Source organism: Salinibacterium sp. NG22, from assembly GCF_015864925.1.
Classification (GTDB): Bacteria; Actinomycetota; Actinomycetes; order Actinomycetales; family Microbacteriaceae; genus Rhodoglobus.
On the sequence record NZ_JADYWG010000004.1, the window covers coordinates 61,419 to 74,820 of the forward strand.

Consider the following 13,402-nt stretch of genomic DNA (forward strand, 5'->3'; position numbering starts at 1 on the left):
GCGAGGAGGGGCTCAGTGACTGAGACCGAAAACACCCCTGCCCGCTGGGAAGACGTAGTTACTCAACTCGTCGAAGAGCGCGGCGAAGCACTGACGCGCTATGCGTACCTCATTTCGGGGAACCGCGACGATGCCTCCGACCTTGTGCACGATGCCCTCGTGAAAACATTCGGTCGCCTGCGCAACGGTTTTGGCATCGCCAGCGCCGAAGCCTATGTGCGTCGAGCGATTCTGAACACCTACCTTGACCGCGGTCGAAAGATCAGCCGCTGGCGCAAGATTGCCCACCTCACAGTAGAGCCCGACATCCACGAATCTGCGGATGCTGACACTGAGGCTCGCTTGGATTTGCAGTCTCAACTAATGAAGTTGCGACCCCGCGAGCGCGCCTGTGTTGTGCTTCGTTACTACGAAGACCTCAAGGTGGACGACATCGCTGCGACGCTAGATATCAGCTCAGGGGCTGTAAAACGTTATTTGAGCGACGCACTCGGCCGCATGGCTGTGAGCCTTGATCGCGATGCTGCCGACACCGTAGGAGGCCACCGTGGTTGATGAAAACGAGCTTCGCGCACACCTGACGTCGGGCGAACCGCCCGCCATAGCTATTGATACTGCGGCTGTAATTTCACGAAGCAAGTCACGTCGTCGACCGCGCCAGTGGGCTGTGGGCGTGGTGGGGGCTCTCGCAGTGAGTTCGCTGATCTTTACAGGAGCCAACGTTATTCCTCTGTTCTCGAGCAGCGATACCGCGGTGAGCATGTTGGCGGACGACTCTGCGCCGGAGTCTGCAGCAGATTCGGCTGACACGGGAGCAGCGCAGGCTGCGCCCGATGATTCTCGCGTTGTGGGTCTGTGCGGCGCAACAATTCCGGTGGAGTCCGCGTCGCCCTTCGGCTTGACGCTCGAACTCGAACTACCGGCAGAAGTCGTGGCGTCGGGCAGCGCCTTCGGAACGGTACGACTGACCAATGACTCGGATGCCCCCGTGCAGGGAACAACCGCGTCGGTGCCTGACGTGAATCTCCTCGACGATTCCATCGTGATTTCCCACAGCCCCGATGCGCAGATTCTCTCGGTCATGCCGGTGAATTTGCAGCCTGGCCAAAGCATCGAGTTCTCTGTGGCAATCGCCATCTACGACTGCACGACGATCGACACGGGCGGAATGGTTGACCCCGGCACGTATGCGGTCAGCAGCACACTCGCGTTCGTTCCCACCGACCCTGCCGACGGCGCCGCCGCTGAGGTGCGCAGCGAACAGATGCCGATCGTTCTGCAATAACCCAAGGTTCCTGTCGTTAGACTCGCCGTGTCACTTTTGTCGACGAAGGAGCACCCTGTGAAGGCACGATTGGGCACCGTTTTCGCCCTCGCTGCGGCATTAGCTTTACTCACTGCAACCCCTGCCCTGGCCGATGACCCGGTGAGCCTCGATGGCGCGTATGTCGTCGATTCCGCGGGAGCACTTGCGGGCGATAGCGGCGACGTCACCGACGCGCTGGATTCGTTGTATGACCGGGCCGGCATCCAACTCTTCGTTGTGTATGTCGACGAGTTCACTAACCCGTCGTCTCCCATTGATTGGGCGGATGCCACAGCCGAAGCTAACGGGCTCGGTGATGACGATTTGCTGCTCGCTGTTGCCGTCTCGCAGCGCCAGTACGCGCTGTCCGTTGCCGCCGATGCTCTCCTCACCGATGCCGAGTTGGATGCAGCGGAAGCCGCCATTGAGTCGCAACTGCGCGACGATAACTGGGGTCAGGCTGCGATCGCGGGCGCTGACTCACTCGCCGGCGATTCTGCTGCGGGCTCCGGCTCAGGCAGCGACTCCGGCACAGGCACGGAATCCGGCACGACCGAGTCGTCGAGTGGCGGCATTTCGGTGTTGCCGATCGTGGGCGGAGTGGCCGTGATCGGTGTCGGCGCTTACGCATTTTACCGCGTTCGCCGCCGCGGAAACAAAGGTGCCACTGCTGGCGCCCCTGTCGAGAGCGTCTCGCAAGAGGAACTCGACCGCCGGGCCGGCAGTGCGCTGGTCGAGCTGGATGACGCTCTCAAGACAAGCGAGCAAGAGCTCGGTTTTGCTGAGGCTCAGTTTGGCGCGGCGGCCACGACTAACTTCGCAGCATCGTTGAAAGAGGCGAGCGCTGCGGTGGCGCAGGCGTTCCGCATCCGTCAGAAGCTCGATGACAGTGAGCCCGAGACTGCTGAGCAGAAGCGGGCGATGACGATCGAGATCATCGAGCTGTGTGAGCGCGCAGACGATTTGCTTGATGCTCAAGCGGCCGCGTTCGACGAGCTGCGCAAGCTCGAAACGAATGCCCCCGCAGCCCTCGCCGAAACGTCCACGCTGATCGCGAAGGCGTCGGAGCGATTGCCCGCAACCGAGAGAGCCCTCGAAGCGCTCCGAGGTCGCTATGCGCCGGTTGCTATCGAAGCCGTGACTGACAATGGTGAGCGCGCTCGCGCCTTGCTCGCCTCGGCCGTTGCCGATTCCACCGCCGCCAGCGCTGCCATCGAGGCGCAGAAGCCGAGCGAGGCCGCCGTCGGTGTTCGCACGGCTCAAGCAGAACTCGGCCAGGCCATCCAACTCATGGATGCCGTTGATTCCTTGGCGACAGAGCTCCAGTCTGCCGAGACCCAGCTTGCGGCCACGATCACTGACACCACGGGCGATATTGCTGCTGCTCGCGCGCTGCCGAGCGATGCCACTGCCGGAGCGTTGCAGCCGGCGATCGCGGCTGCCGAAGCGGCTCTCGCGACGGCGCAGTCCGCGACGAACAACCCCGTAGCGAGCCTCAGCATCTTGGGTGATGCCAATGCGGCGCTCGAGACAGTTTTTGTCGGCGTGCGCGATCAGCAAGCTGCCTTCGCCCACGCCGCTACGCAGCTGTCGGCGGCTTTGGCCGCAGCGCAGTCCCGCATTACGACCACGGCGCAGTTCATCACCACCCGCCGCGGCGGTGTGGGGGCGACGGCGCGAACGAGAATCAGCGAAGCAGACCGTCAGTTCAAGCAGGCGTTGGCGTTGCAGACTTCCGATCCCGTGACGGCGTTGACGCATGCGCGTCAGGCTGATCAGTTGGCAGCAAGCGCCTATGACCTCGCTCAGCGTGAGGTGTCGCAATTCTCGACGGGCAGCAGTTCCGGTTCGGGAATGCTTGGCGGCCTGGGTGGCGCGGTTGGCGGCAGCGGTGGTGGCGACCTCTTGGGCGGCATCATCGGCGGTTTGATCGGTGGCAGCCTCGGGTCGCGGTCGTCACGACCGTCCAGTGGCGGTTCGTGGGGCGGGGGCTCCCGCTCGGGCGGATTCTCGGGTGGCGGCGGTAGACGTTCCGGTGGAAGTTCTGGACGCAGTGGTGGCGGTCGCAGTCGCGGCGGTAGATTCTAAGTACGGTTTCTTCGAAAACTCACGAAAGGCACTTCGCATGGCAAAGCAGTCGATTCTCGGTCGTATTTCACAAATGGTGAAGGCGAACATCAATTCAATCCTCGATCAGGCTGAGGACCCGCAGCTCATGCTCGACCAGCTGGTTCGTGATTACACCAACTCCATTGCGGATGCGGAGAGCGCCGTCGCTCAGACCATCGGCAACTTGCGCCTCATGGAGCAGGACCACGTTGAAGACCGCAACGCTGCTTCGGACTGGGGCCGCAAGGCTCTTGCCGCCAGCGTCAAGGGAGACGAACTTCGCGCCGCCGGCAATGCCGCTGACGCCGACAAGTTCGACAACCTTGCCAAGATCGCCATCGGACGTCAGGTTTCTGCCGAGAACGAAGCTCGCGCCGCTGCCCCCACGATCGCTGCCCAGACGCAGGTCGTCGACCAGCTCAAGAGCGGCCTCGACGGAATGCGCGCCAAGCTGAGCGAGCTCACCGCAAAGCGCGACGAGCTCGTCGCCCGTTCCAAGACTGTCGAAGCTCAGTCGCAGGTTCACGATGCCCTCAAGTCGATCGACCTCCTCGACCCGACGAGCGACCTCGGTCGTTTCGAAGACAAGATCCGTCGCGAAGAAGCCAAGGTTCTCGGTCAGCAGGAGCTTGCAGCATCCAGCCTCGATGCTCAGTTCGAAGGTCTCGAAGACCTCGGCAAGGTCACCGAAGTCGAAGCACGACTCGCTGCCCTGAAGGCTGGCGGCGCCCAGGCACTCACCGCCGGCGAATAGTTCGCCCGCACGAAAGTTCACACCATGGCACTCACTTATGTTGTCGTGCCCCAGTGGCAGGGTTCGGGTTCTTCTCGAGCCATGCAGCTGGTCGACGGAGCCGAGTCGATTCGGGGAGATCTTCCCTCCGCAGCGACTCGCTCCGTCGATGTCCCGCTTGAGGCGGGCGACCACCAGGGCACGGGCATCCACCGCTACAGTTCGCTGCTGCTCGTGCGTGATCGCACCCGCAACGCTCTCGCTGCCGATGACACACCTCACCTCACGATTGGTGGCGACTGTGGCGTTGAACTCGCCGCAATCGAGCATGTGAGTGCTCAGCAACCGGCCGTGGTGTGGTTTGACGCGCATCCCGACCTGCACACCGCGGCTTCCAGCCCGTCTGGCGCGTTCACTGGCATGGTGTTGCGCACCCTGCTGGGTGATGGGCCGGCAGAACTTGTTCCCGAGCATCCGGTGCGCGCTGATCGGGTCATTCTGGCCGGAGTGCGCTCGATCGACACTGCTGAAGATGAATACATCACGCAGTCCGACATCCGGATGCTGGGCCCTGCCACCTTCTCAACGGAAGCGTTGCTCGAGGCCATCACCGCCACCGGTGCCGACAGCGTCTACTTGCACATCGACCTCGACGTGCTCGATCCTGCCGCACTAGCCGGGCTCGGCTCCCCCGTGCCGTTCGGGCTCGAAGCGTCCGCGCTCACCGAAGCCATTCGCGCGGTGCTCGCGAAGTTCCCGCTTGCGGGAGCGGGCATTACCGAGTTTGCTCCGTCATCCGCAGCCCATGCCGTGGATGATCTGCCGACCATTTTGCGATTGATTGGCGCCCTGAGCAGCGCCAACACTCATTCGCGTGGTTCTTCAGAAACCTCGACAGAAACCGAGTAGTTCGCGCCGTTGACATCACTGAGGGTGACACGGCTGTCGAAGTCTTCACCGAGCGTGGTGTCGGTGAGAACGCAATCGAGCTTGGTGCCGTTCTTGAGCGGGATGCTGTCGTCACCGCAGTCCATTTCGGGCAGTTCTCCCGTGGATTGTTCGAGCGCGCCTGCTGCCGTGGCGGCGATCTCACTCGCGGGGACTTCTACCGGAGGCTCACTCGAGCAGCCGGCGATGAGCGCCGTCGACGCGAGCGTAAGTACGAGGATTGCGGATCGCAACACAGGAGCCTCCGAAAAGTTGGTGTGGGTATGAGCTTATTGCCAGCATCCGGCGACAGAACGGTCGGTGAGTCGTAGTCTGAAGACATGACTGACGCCAACACGAGCACGCCGAAAATCACTGTGGAGCGAGACGGTCACGTCTTGCTCATCGGACTCAATCGCACGGACAAGCGCAATGCCGCCGACATGGAGATGTTGGAGCAGCTGGCGCTGGCCTATGGCGAGCTTGAGCGCGATCCCGAGCTGCGGGCCGGTTTCGTCTTTGCTCACGGCGATCACTTCACGGGTGGCCTCGACCTCGCTGACATCGGCCCCCGCATCGGAGCGGACGGGCTCGATATGGTTCCCGAGGGCGGCATCAACCCGTGGCAGGTCTCGGGCGAGAAGCTCTCCAAGCCCGTCGTGATTGCGGTGCAGGGCACGTGCCTCACGCTCGGCATTGAGCTGCTGTTGGCGAGCGACATTGCCGTCGCCGCTGATTCGACCGTCTTCGGTCAGGTCGAAGTATCGCGTGGCATCCTGCCCTTTGGTGGAGCCACCATCCGCTTCCCCCGCCAGGTCGGCTGGTCAAATGCGATGCGCTGGATTCTCACCGGCGACAGCTTCGATGCCGCCGAGGCGTACCGCATCGGGATGGTGCAAGAGGTCGTTCCGCACGGTGAGCAGTATGCGCGCGGCCTCGAACTGGCGCACCGCGTCGCAGCCCAGGCTCCCCTCGCGGTTCAGGCGGCTCTCGCCAATGCCAACCTTGCGATTCGCGAAGGCGATGCCGCAGCTGAGGCTGGCCTTCAGCCGGCACTCGTAGCCGTTGCCCAGAGTAAAGATGCCAGAATTGGCATGGAAGCCTTTATGACCCGCACGACCGCCGAGTTCATCGGCAAGTAGGATCGCCGGCACAACCAACCCCGGCAACACGCGCACCACCAACGCGAAGGAGTTCGAAATGACCGAGAATAACTGGGATGTCATTGTCATTGGAGCCGGAGCGGTTGGTGAAAACATTGCAGATCGCGCCGTTCAGGGCGGGCTCAGCGTCGTACTGATCGAGAGCGAACTCGTGGGCGGTGAGTGCTCGTACTGGGCCTGCATGCCATCGAAGGCCCTCATCCGCAGCGGTCTCGCACTTCGTGCTGTCGAGAAGCTACCGGGCGCCGCCGAAGCCGTCACCGGTGGCATCAACGTCGAGGCTCTCCTCGCGCGTCGCAACAGCTTCACCAGCAATTGGGATGACGCAGGTCAAGTGAAGTGGGTGAAGAAAGCGGGAATCGGGCTCGAGCGTGGTCACGCTCGCCTCGACGGAGAGAAGAAGGTCACCGTCACTGCTGACGACGGAACCGTCACGACCCTCACGGCGAATCATGCCGTCGTCGTCGCGACCGGCTCCGATCCGAAGCTTCCCAACATTCCCGGGTTGATCGATGCGAAGCCGTGGACCCCGCGTGAAGCGACCTCGGTGAAAGTTGTTCCCGAATCATTCGCCATCATCGGCGGCGGCGTTGTGGGCGTCGAGATGGCCACTGCCTACCTCGACCTCGGTGCCGAAGTCACTCTGTTTGCCCGCAGCGGACTCCTCCACGGTCAGGAAGAATTCGCCGGCGAAATGGTGGCGAAGGCGCTCAAGGAGCGCGGCGTCACGATCGTTGCGGCCTCCCCCACGAGCGTGAAACGCACCGCTGACGGCGTCGTGATCACTACCGACGATGCCACTTTTACGGCATCCGAAGTTCTCATTGCTACTGGTCGCGCCGCGCGCACGAACGACATCGGGCTTGAGAGCGTTGGCCTCACTCCGGGCGACTGGCTCTCGGTCGACGATACGATGCTCGTGCACGACACTGACTGGCTGTACGCCGTGGGTGACGTCAACCATCGTGCGCTTCTGACTCATCAGGGCAAGTACCAGGCGCGTGCTGCCGGTGACGTGATTGCTGCCCGCGCTAAGGGCGAAACCGTGGATGACGCTCCCTGGGGTGCGCATGTTGCGACCGCCGACCACGGCGCTGTTCCGCAAGTCACTTTCAGCGACCCAGAAGTCGCTTCGGTGGGAGTCATGTCGCACGACGCCGAGAAGCAGGGCATTGACGCTCAGGTCGTCGACTACAACATCGGTTGGGTTGCCGGCGCGAGCCTGCAGGCCGACGGCTACGAAGGCCACGCGCGACTCGTAATTGACCGCGAACGTCAGGTCATCATTGGCGCAACGTTTGTGGGTCAGGATGTCGCGGAGTTGCTGCACTCGGCCACCATCGCCATCGTGGGCGAGGTTCCTATCGCACGCCTGTGGCACGCGGTTCCCTCGTACCCCACGATCAGTGAGGTGTGGCTGCGACTGCTCGAAACCATCGGGCGCCCGTGAGCCGAGCGCTAACGCTGGGCACGCGACTCGGGCGCGCTTTGGCGCGCACCGAACACAGTCCGCGTGCTCAGCGAGTGCTGCTGCACCCCGCCGTTGCCCGACCCGGCTACTGGTTTGCTACAGCATCAGGGCTGCTGTGGGGTGGCGTGCTGAGCGGACTGCGAGTGCGTTCTCAGGGCGGCGTTATCGTTGCCGAGCACGTGCCTCGCTGGGCCTTTGGTCGTGGCGGCACCACGATTGGCGCCGTGTATCTCACCTGCGACAACGCGAGCGATAACGTGCTCGCGCATGAGGCTGTGCACCGCGAGCAGTGGCGCAAGTACGGGTTGTGGTTCATCCCGCTGTATCTGTTGGCGGGACAGAACCCGCTGACGAACCGCTTTGAGGTGGAGGCGGGGCTGGAGTTGGGTGGCTATGTGCGCGCGAAATCAACGCGTGCGCCGAAAGGCAGCCCGAAAAGTTAGCGGGCGGATGCTGGGCGCGAGCTAGTTGGAGCTGAGCAGGCGTGCGGGGCCCTGATGGGCAACCCACGCGTAGACGGTGCTCTCGCCGAAGGCACTGACCGGCAGCATTTCGCTGAGCCACGCGTCGACCGAACGGGCAACACTTTGACCGCGCTCGCGCAGCAACCAGCACACGCTGAAACGGCCGGGAGCCGAAAGCGGCTGGATGTCGTCAGCCGAATCGACCTCGATAAACACTTGGCCGCGTGAACGGGCCGGCAGTGTCGCGAGAATCATCGAGATTGCGTCGATCGAGGTCTCGTCTCCCGCGAGCAGCACGCGGTCAGCCGACTGGGGATTCCAGGCGATCTGCGGGGTGAAGAGTTCGGGAAACATTGATCCCAGTATAGGCATGCCTTACCTAAATAACGAAGCCCTCTCGGCGGACTCCAAGCAGCGGCTTCGCGGCCGCCACGACAGCACGACGCGCGGCTTTGAGGAACCTAAGTATTTCTTTTGTTCTGCAACAATCGAGTATGACCAACAGCAGTGAGACTGCACCCAATCAGCGGCCCACAAGGGCAGCCAAGTGATCCTCATCAAGCCTCGTGACCTCAGTCGCGAGCAAGCCAAACGCCACTTGGCGCATGCGGAAAATACGCGGGAGTTTCGGCTCACCGAGTTAGCGCATTGGATGGCCGCTAGTGGCGGACCTATCAATGAGATGGATGGCTCTTTGGCCAGCGTGGAGCCGCTATGGAGGTGGGTCCAGACCTTTCCCGAGTCTGACGAAGCGAACCTAATCCCGGCCGAGTGGCGAACAGATGAATCGATTGGCTTCGGCTTCATTCCCAAGGTTAAGTACCGTCGGCGCCAGTACATCGCTCAAGCATTGCCAAGCTACATCCTTGAAGTTCTGCGGCGCCTTGAGCCGTCAACCCACTTCAGTCTCTACAACTGGGGAGGAAAAAACCACGCTCATTTCAACACGCTGGTGTACCGGGCGGATTTCGCCCCCACTCCAAAGCTGAATTCACTCGACATGTGGGCTGCGACTGGAATGTTTCATGGGAAGAGGGTTTCGTTTGAGAAGTTCTTTTCCTGGTTCTCAACCGAGTTTGGTGATTGGACCGCTCTAGCGCGAGATGACCCTCGTGGTGCATCGATCCTCGCCCCGCTGGTCACACGACCTCTGAGCGACTTCGATTCGTTGCGCAATCCTCCGGAGTTTGTGTCTGAACCCAGAGTCGCCCCCGACAAGTCGGCTCCAGCCCTTGCGCAACTGGAAGAGGACGAGTTCATGATCGCGCCTCGCGACTATGACCCCGACGATCTTGCCGTCGGCCAGCCGTTGGACTCTGAGGTCGTGCATCACGCTCTCCTAGAGATGGATGCGAGCTTGGGTGGCGGCGGCACCATCACCGAACCCGCCGTGTGGCTTTCTGCCGCGCACGCTGATCTTGCCCTCGGTTCCGTGGCTGGCGCAACGATCTTCATCGCCGACGGTGCTGTGCGCGGAGTCGGGTTCGAAATCGGCGAGATCACCGAGAAGGAGTGGCGCACTCTCTCGAAACAGATGCGAGCACTAGCGAAGTCGCTAGGTGTGCACTTCGCTCCCGACCAAGACGAGAGCTGGAAAGCGAACCAGTAGCACTAAGCCCCAAACGCCACCGGATGCCGCGAGCCCCACTGGAAGCGGCGCTCGAGTTGCGAGCCAATCGCGAGCAGCACATCCTCGCGACCGGGGCGGCCAATGAGTTGCACGCCCATCGGCAGGCCTTCCGCGGTTTCGTGCACGGGGAGGCTGATCGCGGGCAGGCCTGAGACGTTGACGAAGCTCGTCCACGGCGTGTACTGCACTTGCTTCGCGAAGTTCTCGAAGGCATCCTCGGCATGAAACCAGCCGAGCGGGCGCGGTGTCATCGCCATCGCCGGGGTCAGCACGGCATCGTAGGTCGAGAACTGGCGGATGACGCTGCGCTCGAACCGAGACAGCGTCGCGATGGCGACGCCCACGTCGCGCGCACTCATCCGACGCCCGCTTTCGATAAGCCATTTCGTGAGGGGTTCCACAAGCTCGAGTTGCTCGCCGTCGAGCGGGATTCCGGCGGCTCCCGCTTGCCACAGCACCGTGAAGGCTTTGGCGTATTCAGGTGAGGGGTCGAGCGCGAAATCTTCACTGCCGTGACCGAGCTGGTCGAGCGCGGTGCGAGCGAGGGTGAGAGCATCCTGAGCTTCTGGCGAGACGCTGATCTCGTAGGTGTCATCCCACGGCGAGGTGGTCATGACGCCGATGTTGAAGGTGCCCTCACCGCGGATCGCGGCGTTGAGGAAGGCGCCGCCGTCCCACGTGGGCGGGCCAACAGAGAACGGCGAAGGGCCGGCGATGCCATCGAGGAGGAGGGCAGCATCCGCCACAGTACGAGCGAGAGGCCCGGTCACCGGAAGCTGGCCGAGACTACCGAAGCCGCTGCCCGCGGGCACGCGACCGCGCGACGGCTTGAGGCCGACGAGTCCGGTCGCCGCGGCGGGAATGCGAATCGAGCCACCGCCGTCCGAGCCAGGCGCGAAGGGCAAGAGCCCCGCGGAGACCGCGACTGCCGCTCCCCCGCTGCTGCCGCCGGAGCCCAGCGTGGCGTCCCAGGGGTTCACGGCCGGGGCATCCGAAAGTGGTTCGGTATAGGCGGGGAGGCCGAACTCGGGAGTCGCTGTTTTGCCGAGGCTGATCGCGCCGGCGTTATCGAGAACGTCGGCAATCTCATCCGACACCTCGGGCACGAAATCGGCGAAGGCGCGCGATCCATACGCGGTGCGCACTCCGGCGCGGGCCCACAAGTCTTTTTCGCCCGAGGGCAGTCCCCAGAGAGCGGAGGCGCGGGAGCCAGAAGCCTCGAGCTCCGCAGCACGCTGGCGCGCAGCATCCGGAGTCACGACCGTGAAGGCGCCCAACTCAGGGTTCAGCCGTTCGATGCGATCGAGATAGCACTCCACGAGTTCGCTGGGCTTGAGCTCGCCCGCTCGCATGAGATGGAGCTGCTCAAGGGCGGTGAGGCGATGAAGTTCTGACACGGATTCAGCCTAAGGGGGTTGACAACGACCCGCCATGCTGGTTGGTTAGTTACATCACCAACTAACCAACTAGCCACCGCGCTGTGACCGCAAGACCGCGGCACCGCTAGATCACCGCCCGCACTCAGAAAGGAGGCTCAGATGGATGACTCTCGCCCCCTCTTCGCGCAGGTCGCCGAGAACATTGAGAACGACATCATCTCCGGCGCACTGCCCGAAGAAGGCCAGGCTCCCTCGATCAACGAGTTCGCAGCCTTCTATCGCATCAACCCCGCGACCGCCCTCAAAGGCGTGAACGTGCTCGTCGATGCAGGAATTCTCTACAAGAAACGAGGAATCGGAATGTTCGTCGCCACCGGCGCTCAAGAACAACTCAAAGGTGCCCGCCGCGACAGCTTCAGCAGCGAGTACGTTCGCCCCCTCTTGGCCGAAGCAGAAAAGCTCGGCATCGACTCCGCCCAACTCACCCAGATGATCGCCAAGGAGGCGAACAACTCATGACCCCCACCATCGAGGTCACTAACCTCAGCAAGCACTTCGGCAGAGTAAATGCCGTCAACGACGTGAGCTTCACCGTCGAAGAGAACAAGATCTACGGCCTCCTCGGTCGCAACGGTGCCGGCAAGACCACGCTCATGCAGCTGCTCACCGGCCAAGAGTTCGCCTCCAGCGGCACCATCTCACTGTTCGGCCAACCCCCGGTCGAGAACGCCAAGGTTCTGCAGAACACCTGCTTCATCAAAGAGAGCCAGCGCTACCCCGAAGACTTCCGCCCCAAAGACGTCTTCACAACTGCCCCCTGGTTCTTCGCCAATTGGGACCAAGACTTTGCCGATCGCCTCATCGCCGACTTCCGCCTCCCCCTCGACCGCCGCATCAAGAAACTCTCGCGCGGCCAGCTCTCCTCCATCGGCGTCATCGTCGGCCTCGCCTCACGCGCACCGCTCACCTTCTTCGATGAGCCCTACCTGGGGTTGGATGCCGTGGCTCGCCAAATCTTCTACGACCGCCTTCTTGAGGACTACGCCACCCACCCCCGCACCGTGATCCTCTCCACTCACCTCATTGACGAGGTCAGCAACCTGCTCGAACACGTTCTCGTGATCGACGAAGGCAAACTCCTCATCAACGAGGATGCCGAAACTCTCCGCAATCGCGCCACCAACGTTGTCGGCATGAAGACCGCCGTCGAGGCGTTCATCGGCAACCGCGAAGTGTTGCACCGCGACGGTATCGGCGGGCTCAGCTCCGTGACCGTCGCCGGGCTTAGCGAGAGCGAGCGCCGCGACGCGCACGCTGCCGGGCTGGAACTGTCACCGGTGTCGTTGCAGCAGCTCATCATCCAACTCACCCGCACCGAGACCAAGGAATTCGAGGCCAGCGCATGACGACCACAACAACGGCTCTCGCCCAGCCGGCAAGCCCCCTGAAGCGCATCACGCGCGTCACGAAACTGCACTTCGCCAACCCCTGGACGACCCTCGGCTTACCGTGGATCATTCTCGGAGTGATCTTTGTCGGGTCGCTCACGATCTGGTGGCTGATCTACTCGGCGCTCTCTCCCGAGCAAAGAGAAGGCGCACTCGAGGGAACAGAATTTGGTGGATCCAGCTTCTTCATCTTCATCTACATGATGGTGGTGGCGATTCAAGCGATCAGCATCACGTTCCCGTTTGCACTCGGCTACGGCGTCACTCGTCGTGACTACTACCTCGGCAGCGCTCTCGCCTTCATCGCTCTTGCCGTGATCTACACAACAGGTCTCACCGTGCTCGGAGCAATCGAAAAGGCAACCCACGGCTGGGGCATGGGCGGAACGATGTTTGCACCGATTTATTTCGGTGAATCTGCGCCGGAACGCATCTTCGTTACGTTCGTGCTGTTCCTGTTCTTCCTCTTCTTCGGTTCCGCGATTGCTGCGGTCTGGGTGCGGTGGAAGGCAACCGGCGTCACGATGTTCTTCATTGTCGTTGCGGCACTGCTCGTGGGCTTGATTGCGCTGGCCACCTTCACCGATTCCTGGTCGGCAGTGGGCGCCACGTTGGTCGACCTCGGCGTACTCGGAGTGGCCGCGTGGAGTCTCGTGCTCACGGCGATCAGCGGCGTGGCCGGATTCACGCTGCTGCGGCGGGCTACCCCGCGCAACGCGGCGTAGCTCTAAGGCTGCGGTCGCTAGAACAACTCAGAGACGCGGATGCCCGG

General features: G+C 62.6%; 15 protein-coding genes. 12 read left to right on the forward strand and 3 right to left on the reverse strand.

The window, feature by feature from the left end:
• The first annotated feature begins 15 nt into the window (after positions 1 to 15).
• The 5 genes from I6E81_RS13900 to I6E81_RS13920 are packed head-to-tail and all read left to right on the forward strand — an operon-like array spanning position 16 to position 5,057.
• On the forward strand, positions 16 to 555 hold the full coding sequence (locus I6E81_RS13900; protein WP_197108966.1) for a sigma-70 family RNA polymerase sigma factor: 540 nt from the start codon (positions 16 to 18) through the stop codon (positions 553 to 555).
• A complete protein-coding gene (locus tag I6E81_RS13905) occupies positions 548 to 1,285 on the forward strand; it encodes a hypothetical protein (RefSeq protein WP_197108967.1) in 738 nt (245 codons plus the stop codon). The genes I6E81_RS13900 and I6E81_RS13905 overlap by 8 nt, the downstream gene beginning before the upstream one ends.
• A gap of 57 nt (positions 1,286 to 1,342) precedes the next feature.
• Positions 1,343 to 3,394, forward strand: coding sequence for a TPM domain-containing protein (locus I6E81_RS14525; protein ID WP_197108968.1), 2,052 nt, complete (start codon positions 1,343 to 1,345; stop codon positions 3,392 to 3,394).
• 37 nt (positions 3,395 to 3,431) lie between these two features.
• Positions 3,432 to 4,169: a PspA/IM30 family protein gene (locus I6E81_RS13915; protein WP_197108969.1), complete on the forward strand. Its 738-nt coding sequence runs from the start codon at positions 3,432 to 3,434 to the stop codon at positions 4,167 to 4,169.
• 24 nt (positions 4,170 to 4,193) lie between these two features.
• The gene (locus tag I6E81_RS13920; RefSeq protein WP_197108970.1) at positions 4,194 to 5,057 is read left to right on the forward strand and encodes an arginase family protein; all 864 of its coding nucleotides are present in this window, start codon (positions 4,194 to 4,196) and stop codon (positions 5,055 to 5,057) included.
• On the opposite strand, the gene I6E81_RS13925 is transcribed toward I6E81_RS13920, so the two are convergent.
• Positions 5,015 to 5,332: a DUF4333 domain-containing protein gene (locus I6E81_RS13925; protein ID WP_197108971.1), complete on the reverse strand. Its 318-nt coding sequence runs from the start codon at positions 5,330 to 5,332 to the stop codon at positions 5,015 to 5,017. The genes I6E81_RS13920 and I6E81_RS13925 overlap by 43 nt on opposite strands.
• Positions 5,333 to 5,416: 84 nt before the next feature.
• Between I6E81_RS13925 and I6E81_RS13930 the strand changes: the two genes are divergently transcribed.
• Genes I6E81_RS13930 through I6E81_RS13940 form a run of 3 tightly spaced genes read left to right on the forward strand, consistent with a single transcriptional unit; the run spans position 5,417 to position 8,152 of the window.
• Positions 5,417 to 6,217, forward strand: coding sequence for a crotonase/enoyl-CoA hydratase family protein (locus I6E81_RS13930; RefSeq protein WP_197108972.1), 801 nt, complete (start codon positions 5,417 to 5,419; stop codon positions 6,215 to 6,217).
• A gap of 58 nt (positions 6,218 to 6,275) precedes the next feature.
• A complete protein-coding gene (locus I6E81_RS13935) occupies positions 6,276 to 7,688 on the forward strand; it encodes an NAD(P)/FAD-dependent oxidoreductase (RefSeq protein ID WP_197108973.1) in 1,413 nt (470 codons plus the stop codon).
• A complete protein-coding gene (locus tag I6E81_RS13940) occupies positions 7,685 to 8,152 on the forward strand; it encodes a hypothetical protein (protein WP_307784180.1) in 468 nt (155 codons plus the stop codon). The genes I6E81_RS13935 and I6E81_RS13940 overlap by 4 nt, the downstream gene beginning before the upstream one ends.
• A gap of 21 nt (positions 8,153 to 8,173) precedes the next feature.
• Here I6E81_RS13940 and I6E81_RS13945 read toward each other — a convergent pair whose 3' ends face one another.
• A complete protein-coding gene (locus I6E81_RS13945; RefSeq protein ID WP_010205043.1) occupies positions 8,174 to 8,527 on the reverse strand; it encodes a siderophore-interacting protein in 354 nt (117 codons plus the stop codon).
• An 835-nt stretch (positions 8,528 to 9,362) separates the two neighbouring features.
• Between I6E81_RS13945 and I6E81_RS13950 the strand changes: the two genes are divergently transcribed.
• Complete coding sequence (locus I6E81_RS13950; RefSeq protein WP_197108974.1) at positions 9,363 to 9,782, forward strand: hypothetical protein; 420 nt, start codon at positions 9,363 to 9,365, stop codon at positions 9,780 to 9,782.
• 2 nt (positions 9,783 to 9,784) lie between these two features.
• Here the strand turns inward: I6E81_RS13950 and I6E81_RS13955 are convergent, their stop codons facing one another.
• Positions 9,785 to 11,200 carry an amidase gene (locus tag I6E81_RS13955; RefSeq protein ID WP_197108975.1) on the reverse strand — a complete coding sequence of 472 codons (1,416 nt, stop codon included), beginning with the start codon at positions 11,198 to 11,200 and terminating at the stop codon, positions 9,785 to 9,787.
• Between the two features lie 141 nt (positions 11,201 to 11,341).
• On the opposite strand from I6E81_RS13955, the gene I6E81_RS13960 reads away from it, so the two are divergent.
• The 3 genes from I6E81_RS13960 to I6E81_RS13970 are packed head-to-tail and all read left to right on the forward strand — an operon-like array spanning position 11,342 to position 13,355.
• Positions 11,342 to 11,701 carry a GntR family transcriptional regulator gene (locus tag I6E81_RS13960; RefSeq protein ID WP_100389938.1) on the forward strand — a complete coding sequence of 120 codons (360 nt, stop codon included), beginning with the start codon at positions 11,342 to 11,344 and terminating at the stop codon, positions 11,699 to 11,701.
• Positions 11,698 to 12,588, forward strand: coding sequence for an ABC transporter ATP-binding protein (locus tag I6E81_RS13965; RefSeq protein WP_197108976.1), 891 nt, complete (start codon positions 11,698 to 11,700; stop codon positions 12,586 to 12,588). The genes I6E81_RS13960 and I6E81_RS13965 overlap by 4 nt, the downstream gene beginning before the upstream one ends.
• Positions 12,585 to 13,355, forward strand: a complete 771-nt coding sequence (locus tag I6E81_RS13970; RefSeq protein WP_197108977.1) for an ABC transporter permease — start codon at positions 12,585 to 12,587, stop codon at positions 13,353 to 13,355. The genes I6E81_RS13965 and I6E81_RS13970 overlap by 4 nt, the downstream gene beginning before the upstream one ends.
• Positions 13,356 to 13,402: the final 47 nt, after the last annotated feature.

Coding starts and splice junctions, on each gene's coding strand:
- I6E81_RS13915 (WP_197108969.1), top strand. CDS start 3,432: ATGGCAAAGCAGTCGATTCTCGGTCGTATTTCACAAATGGTGAAGGCG.
- I6E81_RS13920 (WP_197108970.1), top strand. CDS start 4,194: ATGGCACTCACTTATGTTGTCGTGCCCCAGTGGCAGGGTTCGGGTTCT.
- I6E81_RS13930 (WP_197108972.1), top strand. CDS start 5,417: ATGACTGACGCCAACACGAGCACGCCGAAAATCACTGTGGAGCGAGAC.
- I6E81_RS13935 (WP_197108973.1), top strand. CDS start 6,276: ATGACCGAGAATAACTGGGATGTCATTGTCATTGGAGCCGGAGCGGTT.
- I6E81_RS13945 (WP_010205043.1), bottom strand. CDS start 8,527: ATGTTTCCCGAACTCTTCACCCCGCAGATCGCCTGGAATCCCCAGTCG.
- I6E81_RS13960 (WP_100389938.1), top strand. CDS start 11,342: ATGGATGACTCTCGCCCCCTCTTCGCGCAGGTCGCCGAGAACATTGAG.
- I6E81_RS13965 (WP_197108976.1), top strand. CDS start 11,698: ATGACCCCCACCATCGAGGTCACTAACCTCAGCAAGCACTTCGGCAGA.
- I6E81_RS13970 (WP_197108977.1), top strand. CDS start 12,585: ATGACGACCACAACAACGGCTCTCGCCCAGCCGGCAAGCCCCCTGAAG.